At 69.3% G+C, this 24,040-nt stretch carries 24 protein-coding genes; 4 read left to right on the top strand and 20 right to left on the bottom strand.

What is annotated here, in order from left to right:
* Positions 1-31: 31 nt before the first annotated feature.
* From alr to OG381_RS28115, 3 genes are all read right to left on the bottom strand, one after another.
* Positions 32-1,204 carry an alanine racemase gene (gene alr, locus OG381_RS28125; RefSeq protein WP_327718837.1) on the bottom strand — a complete coding sequence of 391 codons (1,173 nt, stop codon included), beginning with the start codon at positions 1,202-1,204 and terminating at the stop codon, positions 32-34.
* Positions 1,205-1,249: 45 nt separating this feature from the next.
* A complete protein-coding gene (locus tag OG381_RS28120) occupies positions 1,250-2,131 on the bottom strand; it encodes a L,D-transpeptidase family protein (protein WP_327718836.1) in 882 nt (293 codons plus the stop codon).
* Between the two features lie 81 nt (positions 2,132-2,212).
* Positions 2,213-3,646, bottom strand: coding sequence for an NAD(P)H-hydrate dehydratase (locus tag OG381_RS28115; RefSeq protein ID WP_327718835.1), 1,434 nt, complete (start codon positions 3,644-3,646; stop codon positions 2,213-2,215).
* Positions 3,647-3,779: 133 nt separating this feature from the next.
* Here OG381_RS28115 and OG381_RS28110 point away from each other — a divergent pair, with 133 nt between their 5' ends.
* Positions 3,780-4,925 (top strand): hypothetical protein, encoded by a 1,146-nt coding sequence (locus OG381_RS28110; RefSeq protein ID WP_327718834.1) that lies wholly within the window; start codon positions 3,780-3,782, stop codon positions 4,923-4,925.
* Positions 4,926-4,955: 30 nt separating this feature from the next.
* Here the strand turns inward: OG381_RS28110 and OG381_RS28105 are convergent, their stop codons facing one another.
* Together OG381_RS28105 and glmS are read right to left on the bottom strand one after the other, a co-directional pair.
* Positions 4,956-5,327 carry a holo-ACP synthase gene (locus OG381_RS28105; protein ID WP_046263375.1) on the bottom strand — a complete coding sequence of 124 codons (372 nt, stop codon included), beginning with the start codon at positions 5,325-5,327 and terminating at the stop codon, positions 4,956-4,958.
* A gap of 33 nt (positions 5,328-5,360) precedes the next feature.
* Positions 5,361-7,208, bottom strand: coding sequence for a glutamine--fructose-6-phosphate transaminase (isomerizing) (gene glmS / locus OG381_RS28100; RefSeq protein WP_327718833.1), 1,848 nt, complete (start codon positions 7,206-7,208; stop codon positions 5,361-5,363).
* A gap of 167 nt (positions 7,209-7,375) precedes the next feature.
* Here glmS and coaA point away from each other — a divergent pair, with 167 nt between their 5' ends.
* Together coaA and OG381_RS28090 are read left to right on the top strand one after the other, a co-directional pair.
* A complete protein-coding gene (coaA, locus tag OG381_RS28095; RefSeq protein WP_307027030.1) occupies positions 7,376-8,365 on the top strand; it encodes a type I pantothenate kinase in 990 nt (329 codons plus the stop codon).
* Between the two features lie 37 nt (positions 8,366-8,402).
* Positions 8,403-9,323 (top strand): DUF389 domain-containing protein, encoded by a 921-nt coding sequence (locus tag OG381_RS28090; RefSeq protein WP_327718832.1) that lies wholly within the window; start codon positions 8,403-8,405, stop codon positions 9,321-9,323.
* 81 nt (positions 9,324-9,404) lie between these two features.
* Here OG381_RS28090 and glmM read toward each other — a convergent pair whose 3' ends face one another.
* The 3 genes from glmM to rplM all read right to left on the bottom strand — a co-directional run bounded on the left by glmM (position 9,405) and on the right by rplM (position 11,956).
* Entirely contained in the window at positions 9,405-10,763 is a 1,359-nt protein-coding gene (gene glmM / locus OG381_RS28085; RefSeq protein WP_327718831.1) for a phosphoglucosamine mutase, read from the bottom strand.
* Between the two features lie 179 nt (positions 10,764-10,942).
* Positions 10,943-11,470: a 30S ribosomal protein S9 gene (gene rpsI, locus OG381_RS28080; RefSeq protein ID WP_327718830.1), complete on the bottom strand. Its 528-nt coding sequence runs from the start codon at positions 11,468-11,470 to the stop codon at positions 10,943-10,945.
* Between the two features lie 42 nt (positions 11,471-11,512).
* Positions 11,513-11,956: a 50S ribosomal protein L13 gene (gene rplM / locus OG381_RS28075; RefSeq protein ID WP_045559465.1), complete on the bottom strand. Its 444-nt coding sequence runs from the start codon at positions 11,954-11,956 to the stop codon at positions 11,513-11,515.
* Between the two features lie 261 nt (positions 11,957-12,217).
* Here rplM and OG381_RS28070 point away from each other — a divergent pair, with 261 nt between their 5' ends.
* Positions 12,218-13,096 carry a hypothetical protein gene (locus OG381_RS28070; protein ID WP_327718826.1) on the top strand — a complete coding sequence of 293 codons (879 nt, stop codon included), beginning with the start codon at positions 12,218-12,220 and terminating at the stop codon, positions 13,094-13,096.
* Positions 13,097-13,150: 54 nt separating this feature from the next.
* Here OG381_RS28070 and OG381_RS28065 read toward each other — a convergent pair whose 3' ends face one another.
* From OG381_RS28065 to infA, 12 genes are all read right to left on the bottom strand, one after another.
* Positions 13,151-13,921 carry a polyprenol monophosphomannose synthase gene (locus OG381_RS28065; protein WP_327718825.1) on the bottom strand — a complete coding sequence of 257 codons (771 nt, stop codon included), beginning with the start codon at positions 13,919-13,921 and terminating at the stop codon, positions 13,151-13,153.
* Positions 13,922-13,939: 18 nt separating this feature from the next.
* Complete coding sequence (locus OG381_RS28060) at positions 13,940-15,256, bottom strand: UDP-glucose dehydrogenase family protein (protein ID WP_327718824.1); 1,317 nt, start codon at positions 15,254-15,256, stop codon at positions 13,940-13,942.
* Positions 15,257-15,289: 33 nt separating this feature from the next.
* The gene (locus OG381_RS28055) at positions 15,290-17,107 is read right to left on the bottom strand and encodes an ArnT family glycosyltransferase (protein WP_327718823.1); all 1,818 of its coding nucleotides are present in this window, start codon (positions 17,105-17,107) and stop codon (positions 15,290-15,292) included.
* The gene (locus tag OG381_RS28050) at positions 17,107-18,120 is read right to left on the bottom strand and encodes a glycoside hydrolase family 26 protein (RefSeq protein ID WP_327718822.1); all 1,014 of its coding nucleotides are present in this window, start codon (positions 18,118-18,120) and stop codon (positions 17,107-17,109) included. Before OG381_RS28050 ends, OG381_RS28055 begins: the two co-directional genes overlap by 1 nt.
* A complete protein-coding gene (locus tag OG381_RS28045) occupies positions 18,120-19,535 on the bottom strand; it encodes a glycosyltransferase family 2 protein (protein ID WP_327722569.1) in 1,416 nt (471 codons plus the stop codon). Before OG381_RS28045 ends, OG381_RS28050 begins: the two co-directional genes overlap by 1 nt.
* A gap of 385 nt (positions 19,536-19,920) precedes the next feature.
* On the bottom strand, positions 19,921-20,784 hold the full coding sequence (truA, locus tag OG381_RS28040; RefSeq protein ID WP_327718821.1) for a tRNA pseudouridine(38-40) synthase TruA: 864 nt from the start codon (positions 20,782-20,784) through the stop codon (positions 19,921-19,923).
* An 80-nt stretch (positions 20,785-20,864) separates the two neighbouring features.
* Entirely contained in the window at positions 20,865-21,374 is a 510-nt protein-coding gene (gene rplQ / locus OG381_RS28035; protein ID WP_327718820.1) for a 50S ribosomal protein L17, read from the bottom strand.
* Positions 21,375-21,456: 82 nt separating this feature from the next.
* Positions 21,457-22,479, bottom strand: a complete 1,023-nt coding sequence (locus tag OG381_RS28030) for a DNA-directed RNA polymerase subunit alpha (RefSeq protein WP_003966937.1) — start codon at positions 22,477-22,479, stop codon at positions 21,457-21,459.
* A gap of 119 nt (positions 22,480-22,598) precedes the next feature.
* On the bottom strand, positions 22,599-23,003 hold the full coding sequence (gene rpsK / locus OG381_RS28025) for a 30S ribosomal protein S11 (RefSeq protein ID WP_003956432.1): 405 nt from the start codon (positions 23,001-23,003) through the stop codon (positions 22,599-22,601).
* Between the two features lie 70 nt (positions 23,004-23,073).
* The gene (gene rpsM, locus OG381_RS28020; RefSeq protein WP_046263515.1) at positions 23,074-23,454 is read right to left on the bottom strand and encodes a 30S ribosomal protein S13; all 381 of its coding nucleotides are present in this window, start codon (positions 23,452-23,454) and stop codon (positions 23,074-23,076) included.
* Between the two features lie 192 nt (positions 23,455-23,646).
* The gene (gene rpmJ / locus OG381_RS28015; RefSeq protein ID WP_003998809.1) at positions 23,647-23,760 is read right to left on the bottom strand and encodes a 50S ribosomal protein L36; all 114 of its coding nucleotides are present in this window, start codon (positions 23,758-23,760) and stop codon (positions 23,647-23,649) included.
* Between the two features lie 57 nt (positions 23,761-23,817).
* Entirely contained in the window at positions 23,818-24,039 is a 222-nt protein-coding gene (infA, locus tag OG381_RS28010) for a translation initiation factor IF-1 (RefSeq protein WP_003948620.1), read from the bottom strand.
* Between the last annotated feature and the right edge of the window lies 1 nt (position 24,040).

The following is a 24,040-nucleotide window of genomic DNA, read 5'->3' as shown; positions in this document are numbered from 1 at the left end:
ACTGCTGGACCACCACTTGCTGCTGGGTCGGTTACCCCGGTTGTCCCTCATTCACATAGACGCGGGGAACGCGGCTTCCGATCCGGGTGACGATTTCGTACGCGATGGTCCCGGCCGCCTGGGCCCAGTCCTCGGCGGTGGGCTCACCGCGGTCGCCGGGCCCGAAGAGGATCGCCTCGGAGCCGGTCTCGGGCTCGTCGCCGCCGAGGTCGACGACGAACTGGTCCATGGCGATCCGTCCCGCGACGGTCCGCCACTTGCCGGCGACCAGGACGGGCCCGGTGCCGGAGGCGTGGCGCGGGACGCCGTCCGCGTAGCCGACGGGCACCAGGCCGAGGGTGGTCGCGCCGGGGGTGACGTAGTGGTGTCCGTAGCTGACGCCGTGGCCGCCCGGGACCCGCTTGACCAGCGCCACCGACGCGCTCAGCGTCATCACCGGGCGCAGTCCGAAGTCGGCCGGGCTGCCGAGCTCGGGGCTCGGCGAGATGCCGTAGACGGCGACGCCGGTGCGCACGAGGTCGAAGTGGGTCTCGGGAAGCGTGAGCGTGGCCGGTGAGTTGGCGATGTGCCGCACCTCGGGCCGGACGCCGGCCTGTTCGGCGTACGCCACCATCTCGCGGAACAGGGTGAGCTGGGCGGCGATGGAGGGGTGCCCGGGTTCGTCGGCGCAGGCGAAGTGCGACCAGAGTCCGGTGACGCGCAGGAGGCCCGCTTCCTCGGCCCGCAGGGCGTGGGCGACCAGCTCGGCCCAGTCGTCCCCCGGCTGGCACCCGTTCCGCCCCAGGCCGGTGTCGGCCTTGAGCTGCACGCGCGCGGGGATGCCGGCCTCCCGGGCGGCCGCGACGACCTCCTCCAGGGCCCACATCCCGCTGACGGAGACGTCGAGGTCGGCCTCTACGGCCTCCCTCCAGGGTCCGCCCGGGGTCCAGAGCCAGCACATGATCCGGACGTCACGCAGGCCCGCGCGCCGCAGCTCGAGGGCTTCCTCGGGCGTCGCCGTGCCCAGCCAGGTCGCCCCCGCCTCGACGGCCGCGCGGGCACACGGCACCGCCCCGTGGCCGTACGCGTCGGACTTGACCACGGCCATCAGGGCCGCGCCCGGCGCGAGGGCGCGCAGGACCCGCACATTGGCCCGCAGGGCGGCCAGGTCGATCTCGGCGCGGGCGCGCAGGGGCGCACTCCGCGGGGCAGGTGTCTCACTCATGGCGCCCCCAGTCTCTCAGAGGGGTCCGACAGTCCCCGCGGACGCCTATGCTCCCGGTCGCCGCCCCCAGACAAAGACCCGGTCGCCCTTCTTCAGCACACCCCACAGCTTGCGCGCGTCCCCGAGCCGCAGATTGACGCAGCCCATGGAGCCGACGGTGGTGAAGATGCTGCCGTAGACGGCGTGGAAGGCCTGGCCGCCGCTGAAGAACTGCGCGTAGGGCATGGGCTGGTGGTAGAGCGTGGACACGTGGTTCTTGTGCTTCCAGTAGACCTTGAACCAGCCCGTACGGGTCTTGTACCCGGCCCGTCCGCTCCGCATGGGCACCGGCCCGAAGACGACCTTCTCGCCCTTCTGCACCCAGGTGATCTGCCGGTCGAGATCGACACAGGCGACGCGGTACGTGCGGACCGGGCACTTCTTGGCGGCGTTGGGGTTCTTCTTCGCGGACAGGTACTGCATCCGGGACCAGGTGACCGGCCCCGCGAACCCGATGGCGGGCTTGATCTTCTGCTTGATCTGGAAGGCCCGGATGGCCTTGCAGTCGGCCTTGGACTGTTTCCCGTCCACCTTCAGCTTCAGCCACCGCTCGACCTGCCGCTGATAGGGCCCGCGTGAGGTGGTGCACGAGACCCGGGCGACGGCGTCGGCGAGCGGCACGTACTCGACCAGGTCGTACGCCCCCGGAGCGGCCTGCGCCGGTTCGACGGCGTCCTCCTGGGCGCTGGGCTCGTACACCTGCGGCGCGAGGGCCTGGTCGGGGCTGTCGATCTGCCAGGGCTGGTACTCGCCGGGGACGAGTTCGGCCTCGGCGCCGGAGCCGGGGGCTGGGGGCGGGGGCGCGGCGGAGGCGGTTCCGGCGGGCAGCACGATGGCGGCCACGAGGAGCGCCGTGACGCCCCGGCGGGCGATATGTCTGCTGATCATGCGATCAGAGAAACGTGGGCCCCGCGAGGACAGGGGGTACCACGCGGGGAGGTCACTCGTACGTACGCCATGCAGCCCCGGTCATCCGGCCCGCACGTCCCTCCAGGCCCCCCGGATCCCGTCCGCCACGTCATGGGCTCCCACCGGCGCCCCGTCGGCCGCGAACCGTCCCGCGAGCCCGTGCAGATACGCCGCCACGCTTCCCGCGTCCACCGCGGAGAGCCCGGCCGCGAGCAGCGAGCCCGCCAGGCCCGACAGCACGTCCCCGCTCCCCGCCGTGGCCAGCCACGCGGTCCCCGTCGGGTTCACCCGCACCGCCCCGCCCCCGGAGTCCGCGACCAGCGTGGTCGACCCCTTGAGCAGCACCGTCGCCCCGTACCGCCCCGCCAACTCCCGTACGGACTCCAGCCGGGCCTCCTCGACCGACTCCCGCGCCACCCCCAGCAGCGCCGCCGCCTCCCCGGCGTGCGGCGTCATCAGCGTCGGCGCGCGGCGCCCCCGCACGGCACCGGCGTCCGCCAGCCGCAGCCCGTCCGCGTCGATCAGCACCGGCACATCGGCGGCCAGCACCTCCGCCACACTCGCCGCGTCGTCCCCCGCCCCGGGCCCGACGACCCACGCCTGCACCCGCCCCGCCCGCTTCGGCCCCTGGTCCGACACGAGCGTCTCGGGAAAGCGGGCGAGGACGGCGTCCCCGGCGGGCCCGACGTAGCGCACCGCCCCCGCGCCGCCCCGCAACGCGCCCGCCACGGCGAGCACGGCCGCGCCCGGATAGCGGGCGGAACCGGCGGCGATCCCCACGACCCCTCGCCGGTACTTGTCGCTCTCCCCCGTCGGCACCGGCAGCAGCCGGGCCACGTCCGCGTGCTGCAACGCCTCCAGCTCCGCCTCGACGGGCAGCGCCAGCCCGATGTCCACGAGCCGCACGGACCCGGCGTACTCCCGGGCCGGGTCCACCAGCAGCCCCGGCTTGTGGGTACCGAAGGTGACGGTGAGGTCGGCGCGGATCGCGGTCCCGCGCACCTCCCCGGAGTCGGCGTCGACGCCGCTGGGCAGGTCGACGGCGACGACGGCGGCGCGCGACGCCCCGACCAGCAGGGCGAGCCGGGCCGCGTCGGGCCGCAGCCCGCCCTTCCCGCCGATCCCGACGATGCCGTCGAGGACGAGGTCGGCCCGCGGGATCAGGTCCTCGGCCGCCTCGACGCCCGCCACCGCGCCTCCCGCCCGCCGCAGCGCCGCGAGCCCTTCGGCATGGGCGCGCTCCGGCGCGAGCAGCACCGCGGTGACGCCGGCGCCCCGCCGTGCGAGCCGGGCCCCGGCGTACAGGGCGTCCCCGCCGTTGTCCCCGCTGCCGACCAGCAGCACGATCCGGCTGCCGTAGACCCGCCCCAGCAGGTCGGCGCAGGCGGCGGCGAGTCCGGCGGCCGCCCGCTGCATCAACGCTCCCTCCGGCAGCCGTGCCATGAGCTCCCGCTCGGCCGCCCTGACCGTTTCCACGCTGTACGCAGTACGCATGGGTCCGAGTCTCCCCCGAGCGTGACGAACCTCGCCGCAGCCGTTGACGCTTTACCACGCCTTTGCCAAACTCCCTCCTCCCCACGGCATGAATCGATTCAGTCGAATTGGTTCGACACACAGGACGGACCCCATGCGAAGCAGAGCCGCACTGATCGCCGGCACCGCAGCCGCCGCCCTCATGACGGCGGGCATCACCGCCACCACCGCTCCCCAGGCCGCCGCCGCGGCCTGCGGCGAGGGCTCCTACCAGGCCGAGGCCGTCCTGAACGGCGGCACCTGGACGGCCCGGCGCGGCAGCGCGACCGTCTACACCGGCACGGACCTGCGCGCCGCGGCCCAGGCGGCAATCAACAGCCTGACGTCGGGCCGCACGACGAAGGAACGGGTCGTCGTACGCGGCTCGGGCTCGATGTCGGCCGGTTCCCGCATCTCCCTGCCCAGTTACACGGTCCTCGACGTCTGCGGCACCATCGACGTCACCGGCACGGGCAGCGGCGACCAGGCCCCCGTCTACTCCCGCGGCACCCGCGACATCGAGGTCCAGCACCTCAACCTCACCGGCAGCCCGCTCTACGGTGTCTTCCTGCGCAACGTCCAGAACGCGACCCTCGGCCAGCTCGACATGCGCCTGTCGGCGGGGCTCGGCGTCCGCGTCGACAACCGCGGCGACACCTCGCAATGGACGCGGAACGTCCGCATCGACACCGTGTACGTGTCCGGCGCGTCGAGCCACGCGGTGGAGACCTACGGCGTGGACGGCCTGACCGTCGGCACCGTGACCGCGCGCAACGTCGGTGAGTCCGGCCTCCTCCTCAACCAGACCATCAACGCGACGGTCACCAAGGTCGACGCGGAGAACGCCGGCACCGGCACGGGGTACGCCGCCTTCCGCATGGCCAACCGCAACGGCCGGGTGGGCAGCTCGTACCCCACCAACATCCGCGTCGGCGAGGTGATCGCGCGGGGCGGCGGCAGGGGCGTCTTCTGCGTCTCGGAGAGCGGCGGGGCGGTCATCGACAAGGTCACACTCACGAACACCGGCAACAACTCGGTCCTGATCGAGAACTGCTACAACGTCAGCCTCGCCGCCCAGAGCGGCACCATCACCGGCGGCGGCGAACTGCGCCTCGCGGCCCGCTCGGAGTTCCCCAACAACGACAACATCACCGTCCAGAACCTCACGGTGACGAACTCGTCGATCCGCGAGAGCCCCTGCGGCACGAACACGACGTTCCGCAACATCACACGCGTCAACACCACGCAGACCATCTGCTAGCCGCGGTCCGCCGCCAGGGGTGGGCTCCGCCTATCCCTCCGCCACCACCACCGCGGAGGCCACCCCCGCGTCATGGCTGAGCGACACATGCCAGGACCGCACCCCGAGCTGCGCGGCCCGCGCCGCCACCGTCCCGGTGACCCGCAGCCTCGGCTGCCCGCTGTCCTCGACGTACACCTCGGCGTCGGTCCACTGCAGCCCGGCAGGCGCCCCGAGCGCCTTCGCCAGAGCCTCCTTGGCCGCGAACCGGGCGGCGAGCGAGGCGACCCCCCGCCGCTCCCCGCTGGGCAACCACAGCTCACTGTCGAGAAACAGCCGCCGCGCCATCCCGGGTGTGCGCTCCAACGACGCCGCGAACCGCTCGATCTCCGCCACGTCGATCCCGACACCGATGATGCTCATGCGCAGCACCTTAAGGGGGGCTCCCCTCGCCCCCTACTCCACCGTCACCGACTTGGCCAGGTTCCGGGGCTGGTCCACCTCGTTGCCCCGAGCCGTGGCCAGCTCGCACGCGAAGACCTGCAAGGGCACGGTCGCCACCAGCGGCTGCAGCAACGTGGGCGTGGCCGGGACGCGGATCAGATGGTCCGCGTACGGGACCACCGCCTCGTCCCCCTCCTCGGCGATCACGATCGTCCGCGCGCCCCGGGCCCTGATCTCCTGGATGTTGGACACGATCTTGTCGTGCAGCACGGACCGGCCCCGCGGCGACGGCACGACCACCACCACGGGCAGGTCCTCCTCGATCAGCGCGATCGGCCCGTGCTTCAGCTCGCCCGCCGCGAAGCCCTCGGCGTGCATGTAGGCGAGCTCCTTCAGCTTCAGCGCCCCCTCCAGCGCCACCGGATACCCCACGTGCCGCCCGAGGAAGAGGACCGTGTCCTTCGAGGCCAGCGACCTGGCCAGGGCACGTACCGGCTCCATGGTCTCCAGCACCCGCTCCACCTCGCCGGAGATCTGCGACAGGTCCCGGATGACGGCGCAGATCTCGTCGCCCCACTTGGTGCCCCGCACCTGGCCCAGGTACAGGGCCACCAGATAGCAGGCCACCAACTGCGTCAGGAACGCCTTCGTCGACGCGACCGCCACCTCCGGCCCCGCGTGCGTGTACAGCACCGCGTCCGACTCACGAGGGATCGTGGAACCGTTGGTGTTGCAGATCGCCAGCACCTTCGAGCCCTGCTCCCGCGCGTGCCGCAGCGCCATCAGCGTGTCCATGGTCTCCCCGGACTGGGAGATGGCGATCACCAGGGAGCGCGCCCCCAGGATCGGGTCCCGGTACCGGAACTCGCTCGCCAGCTCCACCTCGCAGGGGATCCGGGTCCAGTGCTCGATGGCGTACTTGGCGATCAGCCCCGCGTGGAAGGCCGTACCGCACGCCACGATCACCACCTTGTCCACCTCGCGCAGCTCGGACGCGCTGATCCGCACCTCGTCCAGCGTGAGGGAACCGGCCGCGTCGATGCGGCCCAGCAGGGTGTCCGCGACCGCCTTCGGCTGCTCGGCGATCTCCTTGAGCATGAAGTAGTCGTAGCCGCCCTTCTCCGCGGCGGACGCGTCCCAGTCCACGTGGTACGACCTGACCTCCGCCGGACGGCCGTCGAAGCCCGTCACCGTCACCCCGTCCCGGCGCAGCTCCACCACCTGGTCCTGGCCCAGCTCGACCGCCGACCGGGTGTGGGCGATGAACGCGGCGACATCGGAGGCCAGGAACGCCTCCCCCTCCCCCACGCCCACCACCAACGGCGAGTTCCGCCGCGCCCCCACCACCACGTCCGGCTCGTCCGCGTGCACCGCGACCAGCGTGAACGCTCCGTCCAGCCGCCGGCACACCAGCCGCATCGCCTCCGCGAGACCGCCCGTCACGGAGAACTCCTCCGCCAGCAGATGCGCGACGACCTCCGTGTCCGTCTCGGAGGACAGCACATGCCCGCGCTCCGTCAGCTCGGCCCGCAGCGCGGCGAAGTTCTCGATGATCCCGTTGTGGACGACCGAGACCCGGCCCGCGTTGTCCAGATGGGGATGCGCGTTCGCGTCCGTCGGGGCGCCGTGCGTGGCCCACCGGGTGTGGCCGATGCCCGTCCCGCCGGTGGGCAGGGGCCGGTCCACCAGTTCCTTCTCCAGGTTGACGAGCTTGCCCGCCTTCTTGGCGGCCGCCAGCCCCCCGTCCGCCAGCACGGCGACGCCCGCCGAGTCGTACCCCCGGTACTCCAGCCGCTTCAGTCCGGCCATCACGACTTCCAGCGCCGGCTGCGACCCCACGTAACCCACGATTCCGCACATGCGCCGCAGCCTAAAGGCGAAACCCCGCCGGAACAGTGCCCGAACCGGCCGCAGCCTGCCCGAAATCGGAAATCCCACGGCCGTACGAGCCCTCTGGCGCGCTCCGGGGGGCCACCGCGTGACGGACCCCACCCGCCATCGCGTTCAAACTCCGTTAACAATGGACTGTGATCTCTCCGGTCTCCTCGATCCCCCGGAGCGCCCACCGGCACAAGCCGGAGGCGACTCCCTACGTCGACCTCACCCGCGCCGAGTGGAGCGCGCTGCGCCACAAGACGCCGCTGCCGCTCACCGCCGAGGAGGTCGAGAAGCTGCGCGGTCTGGGCGATGTCATCGACCTCGACGAGGTGCGCGACATCTATCTGCCGCTGTCACGGCTCCTCAATCTCTACATCGGCGCCACGGACGGCCTCAGAGGGGCACTGAACACCTTCCTCGGCGAACAGGGCGCCCAGTCCGGCACCCCCTTCGTCATAGGGGTCGCGGGCTCGGTGGCCGGCGGCAAGTCCACGGTCGCCCGACTCCTCCAGGCCCTGCTCTCCCGCTGGCCCGAGCACCCCCGCGTCGAGCGGGTGACGACGGACGGCTTCCTGCTGCCGACCAAGGAGTTGCAGGCCCGCGGTCTGATGTCGAGGAAGGGTTTCCCCGAGTCGTACGACCGGCGGGCCCTGACCCGTTTCGTCGCCGACATCAAGGCGGGCAAGGACGAGGTGACGGCCCCCGTCTACTCCCACCTCATCTACGACATCGTCCCCGGCGAGAAGCTCGTCGTGCGCCGCCCGGACATCCTCATCGTCGAGGGCCTCAACGTCCTGCAGCCCGCTCTCCCCGGCAAGGACGGCCGCACCCGCGTCGGCCTCGCCGACTACTTCGACTTCAGTGTCTACATCGACGCCGGCCCCGAGGACGTCGAGCGCTGGTACCTCAACCGCTTCAAGAAGCTGCGCGAGACGGCCTTCCAGAACCCCGACTCCTACTTCCGCAAGTGGACGCAGGTGTCGGAGGAGGAGGCCCTCGACTACGCCCGCACCCAGTGGCGCACCATCAACAAGCCCAACCTGATCGAGAACATCGCCCCCACCCGCGGCCGCGCCACCCTCGTCGTCCGCAAGGGCCCCGACCACAAGGTCCAACGCCTGCGCCTGCGCAAGCTGTGAACTCCCGTACCGGGCCTGTTGCCTGTAAAAAGGCGTCATGCTGCATCTGCGCCTGATCACCCCGGCCGACAAGACCGACGACGTGGTCCGGCTGATCGAGAAGACGGTCGGCACCACGCACCTGGTCGTGCTGCCGGGCGCCGCCCGCAACCCCGCCGGGGACGTCGTGATGTGCGACGTCGCCCGCGAGGCCGGCGACGAACTCATCGGCGCGCTACGTCAGTCGGGCCTCGACGAGACCGGCTCCATCGCCGTCGAGAACATCGACCTGTCCCTGTCCAAGCGCGCCGACAAGGCCGAGCACGAGGCACCGGGCGAGGGCGCGGACGCGGTCCTGTGGGAGCACCTGACGGACGCGACCCACGAGGAGTCGACGCTCTCCATCACCTACGTCGCCTTCATCACGCTGGCCACGATGATCGCCGCCTGCGGTGTGGTCCTCGACAACGCGATCCTGATCGTGGGCGCGATGGCGGTGGGCCCGGAGTTCGGCCCCCTGGCCGCGTTCAGCACGGCGATCGTCCAACGCCACCCCAGACTGGCGCTGCGCTCCCTGATCGCGCTGCTGGTGGGCTTCGCGGTGGCCATGGCCCTGACGGTGGGCTTCAGTTGGCTCATGGACGCCGCGGGCCTGTTCCACAAGTCCGACCTGGAGGGCGACCGGCCCAACACGGCCTTCGTCTACGCCCCCGACGCCTTCTCGTTCGTGGTGGCGGTCCTGGCCGGCATCGCCGGCACCCTCTCCCTGACGTCGGCAAAATCGGGCGCCCTGGTGGGAGTCGCCATCTCGGTGACAACAGTCCCGGCGGCGGCGAACGCAGCGGTGGCCTTGGCCTACGGAGACATGAAACAGACGGTGGGCTCAACGAACCAGTTGCTGCTGAACCTCTTGGGCATCGTCCTGGCAGGCACAGTCACCCTGCTCTTCCAGAAGTGGCTCTGGCGCAAACCCGCCTAGGGGCGCGGGGAACTGCGCGACCAGCCACAACGGACCCGAAAGCCCGCCACGCACAGAACCCCCCACCCCGAACCCGGCGTCCTAACCCAGCGCCGACTTCACCGCATCGGCCAACCGCCCGGCCACAGACCGAGCCTGATCGATATCCGCCGCCTCGACCATCACCCGGACCAACGGCTCCGTACCCGACGGCCGCAACAACACCCGCCCGGTGGACCCGAGTTCCCGCTCGGCCTCGGCAACCGCCGCCGCCAGCTCACCCGAGGTCCCCACCCGCGCACGGTCCACGTCCGGCACGTTGATGAGCACCTGCGGCAGCCGCTGCATCACCGACGCGAGCTCCCGCAACGACCGCCCGGTGGCCGCGACCCGGGCCGCGAGCATGAGCCCCGTCAGCGTCCCGTCACCGGTCGTGGCGTGATCCAGGATGATGACGTGCCCGGACTGCTCGCCACCGAGCGCGTACCCGTGCTCCTTCATCGCCTCCAGCACATACCGGTCACCCACGGCCGTCTGGATGAGGTGGATCCCCTCCCGCTCCATCGCCAGCTTGAACCCGAGGTTCGACATGACGGTCGCGACGACGGTGTCGGCCCGCAGCGCGGAGCGTTCCCGCATCGCCAGCGCGATGACGGCCATGATCTGGTCGCCGTCCACCTCTTCGCCGGTGTGGTCCACGGCGAGGCAGCGGTCGGCGTCCCCGTCGTGCGCGATGCCGAAGTCGGCCCCGTGCTCCACGACGGCGGCCTTCAGCAGGCCGAGGTGGGTCGAGCCGCACCCGTCGTTGATGTTGAGTCCGTCCGGCGACGCACCGATGGTGATCACTTCGGCCCCGGCCCGCGTGAACGCCTCCGGCGAGACCCGCGCGGCGGCACCGTGCGCCTCGTCGAGGACGATCTTCAGGCCTTCGAGCCGGTTCGGGAGGACGCCGATGAGGTGGGCGACGTACTGGTCGAAGCCCTCCAGGTAGTCACGGACGCGCCCCACGCCGGAACCCGTCGGACGGTCCCAGGGCTCGCCGTGCCGGTGGGACTCGTAGACCGCCTCGATCCGCTCCTCCAGCTCGTCGTCGAGCTTGTGCCCGCCGCGGGCGAGGAACTTGATGCCGTTGTCGGGCATGGCGTTGTGGCTGGCGGACAGCATGACGCCGAGGTCGGCACCGAGGGCGCCCGTGAGGTAGGCCACGGCCGGGGTCGGCAGGACGCCGACCCGCAGGACGTCGATACCGGCGCTCGCGAGGCCCGCGACCACGGCGGCCTCCAGGAACTCCCCGGACGCGCGCGGATCCCGTCCGACCACCGCCGTCGCCCGGTGGCCCGCGAAGGTACCCGCCTCGGCCAGTACGTGGGCCGCCGCTACCGACAGACCCAGGGCCATCTCGGCCGTCAGGTCCGCGTTGGCGACGCCGCGCACGCCGTCCGTGCCGAAGAGTCGTCCCACTTGTCCTCCTGAAAGAGCGCTGCCACTCGGAGATCATCCGATCGCACAAGTCTGAGAACGTCTTGTGCCGTTATACGCCTAAGGCTGTGATAAACGAACGCCCCGGCGGCACTGTGGCGTGCCGCCGGGGCGTTCGGACGTACTGCTGACGTGCGAGTACGAGCTGCAGGCAGCGAAGCTTAACGCTTGCTGTACTGCGGGGCCTTGCGGGCCTTCTTGAGACCGGCCTTCTTGCGCTCGACCGCACGGTCGTCGCGGCGGAGGTAGCCGGCCTTCTTGAGGGCGGCGCGGTTGTTGTCCACGTCGGCCTCGTTCAGCGCGCGGGCCACGCCGAGGCGCAGGGCGCCGGCCTGGCCGGAGACGCCGCCACCCGAGATGCGGGCGATGACGTCGTAGCGGCCGTCGAGCTCGAGCACCTTGAAGGGCTCGTTGACTTCCTGCTGGTGGACCTTGTTCGGGAAGTAGTCCTCGAGCGTGCGCCCGTTGACCTTCCACTTGCCGGTGCCGGGCACGATGCGAACGCGCGCGATGGCGTTCTTGCGACGGCCCAGGCCGGCGGCCGGCTGCGGGTCGCCGAAGCGGCCGGCGAGCGACTCCGAGGTGTACTCACCCTCGACGGGGACCTCGGACTCGGTGGTGTAGCTCTCCATGTCGACGAGCTCGGTCTCGGTCTCTTCGACCGGCTGCTCAACGGTGGTCTCGGCCACGGTTCTCCTCAGATTCTTTTCTGTTTAGGGGTGTGGCCGGAACTACTGCGCGACCTGGGTGATCTCGAACGGCACCGGCTGCTGGGCAGCGTGGGGGTGCTGGTCGCCCGAGTAGACCTTCAGCTTCGAGAGCATCTGACGGCCCAGGGTGTTCTTGGGGATCATGCCCTTGATGGCCTTCTCGACGGCCTTCTCGGGGTTCTTCGCCAGCAGCTCGTCGTAACGGACGGAGCGCAGACCACCCGGGTACCCGGAGTGGCGGTACGCCAGCTTCTGGGTCTTCTTGTTGCCGGACAGGTGAACCTTGTCGGCGTTGATGATGATGACGAAGTCGCCCATGTCCATGTGCGGGGCATAGGTCGGCTTGTGCTTGCCACGGAGGAGGTTCGCGGCAGTGGTAGCCAGACGGCCCAGGACGATGTCCTGAGCGTCAATGACGTGCCACTGGCGAGTCACATCGCCGGGCTTGGGGCTGTACGTACGCACTTCGCAGCCTTCTTCTTCAGTGGATGGGTGCTGACACATGGCATCACTGAAGCGATCGTGCAGCTGGGGACGACAGTGCCGGGTCCGATGCCCGTATGCCGCCCACTGGTAACTGCTCCAGGGAACCTACGTATGGGCCTCTCGCCTGAGAGCGACCAAGCCGATACGCATAACAATCGGCAAGAGTACTCGCGCTGCCCCGGACGGGTCAAAACGAGTACGCGCACCGGCCCCTCCCGCCCCCCGTCTAAGATGCGCCCCATGAGCTTTGGGCAGCAGGGGGGACCCCCGTCCCAGTGGGATCCCTGGAAACCGAATTCCCAGCAGCCGTGGACCGGCAGCGGTGACGGCCCGACCCCGGACTGGGCCGCGCTCGCCGAGGCGTCGGAGACCCGCAACAAACGCCGCAGGCTGCTGTTCATCGGCGGTGGCGCCCTCGCCACCGTGGCGATAGGCACCGTCGTGGCCGTGGCCGTGGTGTCGGCGAACGGGGACAGTGAGGCGTCCACCGCGTCCTCGCTGCCCGCGACCGCGGACATCCCGAGCCAGTCCGCCACGGCCCCGTCCTTCGCGCCGACCAGCGCCCCGCCGCCGCTGGACCCGAAGGAGTTCGTCTCCAGCAAGACCAAGGACACCGCCCCGATCGGCGCGGACATCCTCTTCCCGGGCACGCAGCTGACCATGGGCGAGACGGTCTACAAGAAGGGCCCGACGACCGACACCAAGAACTGCGCCTCGGTCGCCCAGGGCACTCTGCCGAAGATCCTCGACGCCAACGACTGCACCCGCCTGATGCGGGTGACGTACGTCAAGGACGGCGTCGCGGTGACGGTCGGCGTGGCCGTCTTCGACACCGAGGCACAGGCGACCAAGGTCAAGACCCAGTCCGACGACAAGAGCGTCGTGCGGTCCCTGTCCGGCAAGGGCGTGAAGTCCTTCTGCGACTCCGCGATCTGCCGTACGACGACCAACTCCTACGGCCGCTACGCCTACTTCACGACCGCCGGGTTCACCAACGGCAAGAACGTCACGGAGAAGAGCACGCGGGTCTTCTCCACCGGCGACGACCTGGCCGAGTTCACCTTCCGCCAGATCCGCCGCCGCGGCGAGGCCCAGGCGTCGGCGGCGGCGAACGAGTAGCGGGCGCGTCGATCCGCCGGCCCCCGCAGGCCGGCGGATCCCGGTCCCGCCCGCTCAGCTGCGCCGGTTGCGCAGCCGCAGCCGCAGCGGCACCAGCGCCGACTCGATCTGCGTCGAGAGGTTCATCTTGGAGACCCCCTCGGTGCGCTCCTCGAAGCGGATCGGGATCTCCACGGCGCTGTGCCCGGCCCGGACGGCCTTGAACTTCAGCTCGACCTGGAAGCTGTAGCCGGCGCTGTCCAGGGTCGCCAGATCCACGTCACGCAGCGTGGCGGCCGACCACAGGTTGAAGCCGGCCGTGATGTCCCGGATCTTCGTGCCGAGCACGGTCCGGGCGTAGCGGTTGGCGAAGCGGGACAGCAGGACGCGGTGTCGGCCCCACTCCTCGTCCAGCGAGCCGCCCTCGACGTACCGGCTGCCGACGACCAGGCCGACGCCGGAGGCCACGGCCGTGCCGAGCATCCGCGGCACCGCCTCGACGGGGTGGCTGCCGTCGGCGTCCATCTGGATGACGTACTCGGCGCCCTCGGCGAGCGCGGCGCTCATGCCCGCGACGTACGCGCGCCCGAGGCCGTCCTTCTCGGTGCGGTGCAGCACGCTCATCCGGCGCCGCCCGTGAGCCCGGTCCGCGTTGTACTTCTCCGCGAGCTCCTCGGCGATCCGCCCCGTCCCGTCCGGGCTGGAGTCGTCGACGACCTTCAGATGCAGCCCGTCGATCGGCAGACCAAGGACCAGCTCGGCCATCCTGGGCAGGTTCGCCGCCTCGTTGTACGTCGGCATCACGATGGTGACCGGTACGCCGACGTGTCTGTCGTTGGCCGTCATGTCTTTCCGTTCCCTCCCCTAGAGGCCCTGAAGGGGCCTCTCCTCAACCGGCGCGGGCCTGCCCAGCGCGCGGAAGTGCCAGCCCGCCGCGGACCAGCGGTCCCCGTCGAGCGCCCCCCGGCCGTCCACGATCAGCGGACGGGCCACCAGCGACGCGGCCCGTGCCGGGTCGATCTCCCGGAACTGCGGCCACTCGGTCAGATGCAGCACGAGGTCGGCTCCCCTGAGCGCCTCCTCGGCCGACAGCGCGTATCCGAGGAGCGGGAACGCCTTGCGGGCGTTGTCCAGCGCCTCGGGGTCGTAGACCGTGACGTCGGCGCCGTCCAGGCGCAGACGGGCGGCCACGTTGAGCGCGGGCGAGTCCCGGATGTCGTCCGAGTCCGGTTTGAACGCCGCGCCCAGTACGGCGATACGGGCCCCCAGCACCGAACCCCCGCACAGCTCCCGCGCCAGCTCGACAGCCTTGTCGCGGCGGCGCATGTTGATCGCGTCCACCTCGCGCAGGAACGCCAGCGAGACCCCCAGCTCGTCGGCGCGGTGCGCGAAGGCGCGGATGTCCTTGGGCAGACAGCCCCCGCCGAAGCCGACGCCGGCCCGCAGGAACTTCTTCCCGATCCGGTCGTCGTGGCCGATGGCCTCGGCCAGGACGCCGACGTCGCCGCCCGTCGCCTCGCAGAGCTCGGCCATCGCGTTGATGAAGGAGATCTTGGTGGCGAGGAAGGCGTTGGCGGCCGTCTTGACGAGTTCGGCGGTCGGGAAGTCGGCGGTGACCAGCGGGGTGCCGACCGCCAGGACGGGCTCGTACACCTTGCGGAGGATCGTTTCCGCATGTGCGGATCGGACACCGATGACCAGCCGGTCGGGCCGCAGCGTGTCCTCGACGGCGAAGCCCTCCCGCAGGAACTCCGGGTTCCAGGCGACCTCGACGCCCAGCGTCCCGGCGAGCCGCTGCGCCGTGCCCACCGGCACGGTCGACTTGCCGACCAGCAGCGAACCCTCGGCCGCGTGCCCGGCGATCGCCGCGAAAGCCGCGTCGACGTAGGTGAGGTCGGCGCCCTCGGAGTCCTTGCGCTGCGGGGTGCCGACACACACGAAGTGCACCTCGCCGAAGGCCCCGGCCTCCGCATGGTCGGTGGTGAACCTCAGTCGTCCGGTCGCCGTGTGCTTCCGGATCAGCTCGGGCAGCCCGGGCTCGTGGAAGGGCACCTGGCCGGCCCGCAGCGCGGCGATCTTGTCCGGATCGACGTCGACGCCGAGCACCTCGTGACCGAGCTCCGCCATGCAGGCGGCGTGGGTGGCACCGAGGTAGCCGGTGCCGATGACAGTGAGCCGCATGGGTACGGCCTTTCTACCTCGGAGCGGAGGTGCTCAGGAGGTCTTGATCCAGATGCGGTACTCGCTCGTGCCGTTCGCGTTGCGGAACGGGATCTCGGCCAGCAGCCGGTAGTGCGAGTTGCCCTTGACCGCGGCGGCGACGATGTCGTCCACCCGCGGATTGGTGAGCCCGTCCAGGACGATCAGGTCGAAGTCGCCGTCCTTGACCGCCGCCTTGTAGGCGCCGTCGCCGCTGTGGTACTTGCCCTTCGCGTCCTTGTACTCCATGCCGAAAAGGCTGTGCCACTGGTTGTGGCCGGACTTGTCGTACAGGTAGTAGACGGGCACCTCGGGCGTCGAGGCGAGGTAGTTGCCCTTGCGGTCCACATGGGACTCGATCGCACTGATCATCTTCGAGGAGTCGGGCCAGACGTCGAAGCGCCAGTCGGCCTGCTGGATGCCCAGGCACAGCATGGCCGTCCAGAGCATGATGCCGAGCTGGGGATAGCGGAAGTGCGCACCCACCAGCCGGGTCACCCCCACACCCGCCATCGGCGCGGCGAAGAGCAGACCGAAGCCGACGTGCTTGAACAGCGAGACCACGGTCCCCAGATGGACCTGGTACGCCGGTGCCAGCACGGCCGTGCCGCACAGCAGCAGACCGAGCAGGGCCCGCCAGCGCCAGCCGGGGTTGCCCAGTCGCAGGGCCAGCGGCGACTCGTTCATCCGGCTGCGCCGCACATACGAGATCGCGCCGCCGACGGCGGCCAGGAACATCAGCCCGCCCCACTTGGCGGACTGCTCCAGCAGGAACTCGGTGGTGTCGGTGCCATGGGCACGGTTGGTGGTGGTCTGCCGCACACCGTCCATCAGGTCGGTGGTGTACATCCCGACGGCGACCAGGCCGCCGATGCCGACCGCGAGCAGCACCATCCGCGCGAACGCCTTGCGGCCCTTGTGCGGCCACGCCGTGAGCAGCGCGAGCACGATGATCGTCGGCAGATACAGCGCGGACGCGTACTTCACCCCGACCGCCAGGACCGCGACGGGCGCGGCCAGCAGCACGGCGAGGACGGGCGCCCGGTCGGTGCGCACGACGATCCAGGTCGTCAGGGCCAGCAGGAACACCGCGGCCGCGTCGTACGTGGCGAAGTAGCCCATGACGACGGTCGACTGGAGCACCGCGTAGAGCGCGGTACCGGCCAACGCGGCCCGTTCGTTGAACAGCCGCCGGCTGAACGAGTACAGCAACCCGGTGGTGCAGAGCATGAAGAACAGGCTCAGACAACGCGCCCCGGCCAGCCCGAACTTGGCGTCGACCATCGCGGCGAGCACCGGGTACAGCTGCGGGGAGCCGGAGAAGTACGCGGCGTAGTCGCGCGGCAGGTCGGTGCCGTTGAGGAGGTGGTCCAGCTCGGCGTGGCCGGCCGCCAGGTACAGCGCCTCGTCCTGGAACGCCGTGTTGGCCAGCCGCAGCGACAGCGCCGCCTGGACGAGCATGATGCACAGCAGCACGGCCCGGCTGACCCAGGCCCGCCGCCGGCTCGTGGCCATGTCCCAGCCGGCTTCCGGCGTTTCGGGGATGTGGTAGTCGGGCTCCTCGTCCGCGTCCGGCACCTGCTGGTACTGCACGGTGCGCAGGGCGTACGTCGGCTGGTCGTCGTAACCGCTCCGCGGCTGTTCCGGGATGGCGGCCGAGTACGGCTGCTGCTCCTGTGGCTGCTGCTGGGGGTACTGCCGGGCGTCGTACCCGTAGTTCTGCTGCGGGGGCTGCTGCTGTGGCGGCCGGCCGTCGGAGTTGAACCAGCTGCCGTCGTCGTCGGCGTACGGATCGTAGGGCTGTGGCGTGTAGTGATCGTGTCGGGAGGTCATCACGGCTTCCGTACGTCGAAGCCGAAACGGTCGTCCGCGGCCAGCCTCTTGAACTCCTGGAGGGCCAGCGGGCTCGCCTCCAACCGCCAGTCGGCACGCTTCTTGTGGTTGAACCAGATGAAGCCGAGCATGTCGTCGTCGGCCTCCACACCCGCGAACAGGTTGCGGATGTCGGCCCGTCGCCGCTCACCCGCCATGGCCGCGGTCTCCAGGAGGAGCATCGGCTTCTTGGTGAAGGTGCGGATCTGGTCGATGGTGGGACCGAAGACGCTGTCGAAGGCGTTGTCGTCGTCGATCGTCCAGTAGCCGATCAGCCCGACCCAGTCGACGTAGGCGTCTCCCGGGTAGTACGGCTTCAGCTTGACGCTCTTGACCGGATTGACGATGTTCGGCGACCAGGCCCAGATCACGTTCGAGGCGCCGGCGTCGATGAACGTGTCGTGGATGTGCCGCCAGGCGGCCACGTACTCCTCGGGGGTCGCGTTCTTCGTGCCCCACTTCTCCCAGTGGCCGTTGAACTCGTCGGCGAAGTCGATCACGACGGGGAGATTCAGCTTGCGCACGGCCGTGGCGTACTTCTTGATGTACGCGTCCGACTTTCCGGCCGCGATGTCCGCGATGCCGGTGTCGAAGGGCTCCCAGGACATCAGTGTCAGGGCGCCCTCCTTCCAGGCCTTGCGGACACCGCTGGCGTCGAAGCCGTCCCCGAAGGCGGCGTAGTACTCGATGAGGTTCGGCTGCTTGCCGGTCATCGTGGTGTAGGCGTCGACGGCCTTCATGGAGTTGGGAGCGCCGTCGAGGGCGGCGCCGTAGTACTTCTTCTCCGGCTTCAGCAGCGGGGTGACGTCGTAGGGAAGGTCCGACTCCGCGCTCTGCGACCGATCGGCGTCCCCCTCGCTCTGTCCGGCCGGTGAGCCGTTGTTCGAGTCGCCGAGCACAGAGCAGCCGCTGAGGGCCAGCGCGGTGAGCAGGACGGCGGTCAGTGCGGTGCGCGTGCGGGTGCGAAGCTGCATCAGACGGCCTCCTTCTCGCGGGGCTGGACCAGCACACGGGCCACCACGAGGGCGTAGAAGAGTCCGGAGGACAGGATCAGGGCGAAGTTCGGGGCGTCCATGGTGAACGTCCGGTACACGGCGCCGACCACCCAGATCAGGGCGGTGCCGCCGCTCCAGACCCACATGCCGATCCAGAAGCGGCGGGTCTTGTTCTTCTTGGCCCCGGAGGATCCGGTGGGCTGCCAGCCCATGCGGTTCTTGCGCAGGATGTCCCAGATGGCGAAGACGTGCGCCCAGCCGTACATCATGCGGGCGGCCCAGGCCTCCAGCCGGTAGGGCGCCTTGTGCCACATCGGGAAGACGATGGTGGTGTAGATGATGCTGGGCGCCACCATGAGCAGATGCTCGACCTGGAGCTTGTCCGGCATCATCACCAGCAGCACGATGGGGATGACCGGCGCCGCGAAGGTGAACAGCGCCGTGTGGATGTAGTAGAAGAACCCGGACATGTAGCACAGCCGGCTGGAGAGCTTGATCTTGCGCTCCCAGAACTTCCTGCTGCCGAGCAGGCTCATCGACCCGGAGCACCAGCGGTACTGCTGGTTGAAGAAGGCGCCGGCGGTGTCCGGGCACACCCCGGTGGAGACGGCGACCGGCACATACCGCAGGTCCCAGCCCAGGCCCCGCAGGTCGAAGCCGGTGTGCACGTCCTCGGAGTGCTCGATCAGCGTCGTACCGCCGTTGGTCTCCAGCGCGGCCCGCCGGTACACGGCACAGGAGCCGACGCAGATCGCGCCGTCACTGCCCTGCCGGGAGACTTGCACGGACCGGTAGAACAGCTCCTGCACGGCGCCCGCGCCGCGCTCGATCCAGTTCTGCGAGTCCAGCACCCGGAAGTACTGCGGGGACTGGACGATGCCGATGCCCGGATCGGACTCCATGTACGGCAGCAGCTCCTGGAGCAGGTCGGCACGCGGGGTGAAGTCGGCGTCCAGGATGAGGATGTACTTGCCGTCGGACTGCCCGAACCCGAAGTGCAGATTGCCGGCCTTCTTGAACCAGCCGCGGTTCTCGCGGGTGCCATAGCGGAACCCGAAGTCCCGGGCCATCGCCTCCAGCTGGGGGTCGGCGCCGTCGTCGAGGACGAACGGGACGCAGACACCCGGATAGTGGTCGGCCATGTCCCGGACGTGCCGCCAGGTGTTGTGCAGCACCTCGATGGGCTCACCGCACACCGGCAGGAACACATCGACCGTGGGATAGACCTCGGGCCGCCAGTTGTGGACCAGCCGCTTGTGGTACGCGATGTCGAAGTCCCTGGTGAAACCATTCACCCGGAGCGATATCAGGTAGTAGATGACCGTGAAGACCAGCAGCGGTGTGTAGATCCACAGCACCGGCGTGGACTTCGCCAGCTCGAACTGGCTCACCACCAGGCAGCAGAAGCTGATCAGCGAAGTGATCGTCAGAATCCACAGGTTCCGCCGGGCGTAGGAGTACTTCTCCTTGTCCGTCGGCGGCAGCGGCAGCAGCCCCAGTGGAGCGCTCCCACTTCGCCCTGCCCTGCGCCGTCCACTGTTCTGGCGCGCGCTACGACGCCCCCCGGTCCGTACAGGACCCACTGAACTCATGAAAAAAGAAACCACCCATGGGCCCCACCGGCCCGTCGACCCCCACCCGTGCTCGGCCTCCCCAATCGAACCAATGGCCGAGCTGCGAAAGATTAACCGAAGTTATGTAGATGACGTAAGAGTCGGAAGGGGGCTTACGCCGGGTAAGATGCGACATGTCCGCTATCTGCGACCAAATGAGCGGTAACTAACAGGTTTCACAACCGGACGACCCGGGCAACGACCGCCGATTCCGCGCCTCCTTGTTCCGCGCGGCCAGCAACCCGTCGGCCGGATAGCCGACTTCCTCGAGCGTCAGCCCGTGCGGCCGTACGACATGCACGGCGGAGTCCCTGACCCCCGCGGCCAGCACCTTCCCCGGCCACTCCGGCCCCCGGTGCCCGTCCCCCACGAACAGCAGCGCCCCGATCAGCGAGCGCACCATGTTGTGGCAGAAGGCATCGGCCCGGACCGTGGCGGTGATGATCCCGTCCTCGCCTCGCACCAGGCTCAGCTCCTGGAGCGTACGAATGGTGGTCGCACCCTCCCGCTTCTTGCAGTAGGCGGCGAAGTCGTGCTCCCCGAGGAGCCGCCCGGCGGCCTCGTTCATCGCATCGACGTCGAGCGGCCAGTCGTGCCACAGGACATGACTCCGCAGCAGCGGGTCCACGCCCCCCGGGTTGTCGGTGACGCGATAGGCGTACCGCCGCCAGACAGCGGAGAACCGGGCGTTGAAACCGCTGGGCGCCTCACGCAGCGCCCACACCCGCACATCCTTCGACAGCCGCCCGGCGAGCCGCTTGAGCAACTTGTCGTGATGCTCGCCCCAGACCTCCCTAGGCAGATCGACGTGCACGACCTGCCCCCGCGCATGCACCCCGGCATCGGTCCGCCCGGCCACGGTCAGCTCGTACGTCTCCTGGGACCGGGTCACCGTACGCAGCGCGTCCTCGACCTCCCCCTGCACGGTCCGCCGCCCCCCGGCCTGCTTGGCCCACCCGGAGAACTCGCTCCCGTCGTACGACAGATCCATCCGCACCCGCACGAACCCGGGCTCTACTTCGTCACTCACACAGAGATCCTCTCAGGAACACGAAAGCGGGCCCGCTCCAGAAAAGGAACGGGCCCGCTTTGTCAACGCGAGGCAGAGCCTCAGGCGTCCTTGGACTCCTCGGCGGCGTCCTCGGACTCGTCGGCCTTGGCCGTGTCGACCTTGGTCTCCTCGGCAGCCGGAGCAGCCTCGGCGTCCTTCGCGGCACGCTTGGTGGCAGCCTCGGCCTCACCCGTCGCAGCCTGCGCGACCGTCAGCGCCTCGACCAGCTCGATGACAGCCATGGGCGCGTTGTCGCCACGGCGGTTACCGATCTTGGTGATACGGGTGTAGCCACCCGGACGGTTCTCGTAGCGCGGGCCGATCTCGGTGAAGAGCGTGTGGACGACGCTCTTGTCCGTGATCACCTGGAGCACCTGGCGGCGGTTGTGAAGGTCACCCTTCTTCGCCTTGGTGATCAGACGCTCGGCGTAGGGACGCAGCTTGCGCGCCTTCGCCTCGGTCGTGGTGATCCGGCCGTGCTCGAAGAGCGCCTTCGCGAGGTTCGCGACAAGCAGCTTCTCGTGCGCGGCACTGCCGCCCAGACGGGCACCCTTGGTGGGCTTCGGCATTTCTTTCTCCTTGGTCTGCCCCGGCCGTATCAGGTACCGGGGTCAGGAACCCGGTGAGCGGATGCTCACCGGCAATGACCGATCAGTACTGCTCGGTCTCCACAAAACCCGCGTCCGCGTCGTCGTCGGCACCGAAGGCGTCGGCGGCGGCGGTCGGGTCGAATCCGGGCGGGCTGTCCTTGAGGGCCAGGCCCATGCCGGCCAGCTTCGCCTTGACCTCGTCGATGGACTTCGCACCGAAGTTACGGATGTCCAGGAGGTCGGCCTCGGAGCGGGCGACGAGCTCACCCACGGAGTGGATGCCCTCACGCTTGAGGCAGTTGTACGACCGAACGGTGAGCTCCAGCTCCTCGATCGGCAGCGCCAGATCAGCGGCCAGGGCGGCGTCCGTGGGCGACGGGCCCATGTCGATGCCCTCGGCGTCGATGTTCAGCTCACGGGCGAGACCGAACAGCTCGACCAGCGTCTTACCGGCAGAGGCCATGGCGTCACGCGGACGCATCGCCTGCTTGGTCTCGACATCGACGATCAGCTTGTCGAAGTCGGTCCGCTGCTCGACACGAGTCGCCTCGACCTTGTACGTCACCTTCAGAACCGGCGAGTAGATGGAGTCGACCGGAATACGGCCGATCTCCTGGCCCACCTGCTTGTTCTGCACGGCGGAGACATAACCACGGCCACGCTCGACCGTGAGCTCCATCTCCAGCTTGCCCTTGCCGTTCAGCGTGGCCAGGACCAGGTCGGGGTTGTGCACCTCGACACCGGCCGGAGGCGCGATGTCGGCGGCGGTGACCAGACCCGGACCCTGCTTGCGCAGGTACATCACGACCGGCTCGTCGTGCTCCGAGGAGACGACCAGCTGCTTGATGTTGAGGATCAGGTCGGTGACGTCCTCCTTGACGCCCGGCACGGTGGTGAACTCGTGCAGGACACCGTCGATGCGGATGCTGGTGACAGCAGCGCCGGGAATCGACGACAGGAGGGTACGGCGGAGGGAGTTGCCGAGGGTGTAGCCGAAGCCCGGCTCCAGCGGCTCGATCACGAACCGGGAGCGGAACTCGTCGACGACCTCTTCGGTCAACGAGGGACGCTGAGCGATCAGCATGGTGCGTTCCTTCTGTCAGGGGCGCCCGCTATTTGACGCCCTGATTTGTTACAAGGGTACGGGCGATACGACTCCGAAGAGTCATACCGCCCGAAAACCTCAGACCAAGCAGCCGTGCGTCAGACGCGGCGGCGCTTGGGCGGACGGCAGCCGTTGTGCGGGGTCGGCGTGACGTCCTGGATCGAGCCGACCTCGAGGCCGGTGGCCTGGAGGGAGCGGATCGCGGTCTCACGGCCGGAGCCGGGACCCTTGACGAACACGTCAACCTTGCGCATGCCGTGCTCCTGCGCGCGGCGGGCGGCCGACTCGGCGGCCATCTGCGCGGCGAAGGGGGTGGACTTGCGCGAGCCCTTGAAGCCGACGTGGCCGGCGGAGGCCCAGGAGATCACGTTGCCCGAGGGGTCCGTGATCGAGACGATCGTGTTGTTGAACGTGCTCTTGATGTGGGCGTGCCCATGAGCGACGTTCTTCTTTTCCTTGCGGCGCACCTTCTTGGCAGCGCCCTGACGACCCTTGGGGGGCATCTAGTAACTCCTACGGGGAGGTGGTCGGTCCTACAGCGAAGACCGCTGATGAAGCGTTGTCCGCTGAGGACTACTTCTTGCCCGGCTTCTTCTTGCCGGCGATGGCGCGACGCGGGCCCTTGCGGGTACGAGCGTTCGTGCTGGTGCGCTGACCGCGAACGGGCAGACCACGACGGTGACGGAGACCCTGGTAGCAGCCGATCTCCACCTTGCGGCGAATGTCGGCCTGGACCTCGCGACGGAGGTCACCCTCGGTCTTGATGTTGTTGTCGACGTACTCACGAATCGCGACGAGCTGCTCCTCGGAGAGGTCGCGAACGCGGGTGTTCGGGTCGACGCCGGTCTCGGCCAGCGTCAGCTGGGAGAGAGTACGGCCAATACCGAACACGTAGGTCAGGGCGACCTCCACGCGCTTTTCGCGCGGGATGTCAACACCGGAAACGCGTGCCATTCAATGGCTCCTGGTGATCTTCGGAGGTCTTCCACAGAACCGGTTCCCAGCCGCCGTACCAGGTACGAACTGGGTCCCCGGCCTCCGAACCGGGGGTGTCAGACACCGGAGTGCCTGGGTTCTGCGTATGAACAAATTCAGCTCGCGTCGCGCGAATCTCTGCGATATCGATGCAGAGGGAAAGGTCGTGCGTCAGCCCTGGCGCTGCTTGTGGCGCGGGTTCTCGCAGATGACCATGACCCGACCGTGACGGCGGATCACCCTGCACTTGTCGCAGATCTTCTTGACGCTCGGCTTGACCTTCATTAGTGAGGTTCTCCGGGTCAGTGCCACCACCCCGCCGAAACGGGATGCGGGCAAGATCTACTTGTAGCGGTAGACGATCCGGCCACGCGTCAGGTCGTACGGAGACAACTCCACCACGACCCGGTCGTCAGGGAGGATACGGATGTAGTGCATACGCATCTTGCCGCTGATGTGAGCCAGGACCTGGTGGCCGTTCTGGAGCTCGACCTTGAACATGGCGTTCGGAAGAGACTCGACGACAGTGCCCTCGATCTCGATGGCACCTTGCTTCTTGGCCACG

It is taken from the genome of Streptomyces sp. NBC_00490, assembly GCF_036013645.1.
GTDB lineage: Bacteria > Actinomycetota > Actinomycetes > Streptomycetales > Streptomycetaceae > Streptomyces > Streptomyces canus_F.
Note: the sequence above shows the minus strand (reverse complement) of the source record. Positions and strands in the feature narration are given on the sequence as shown.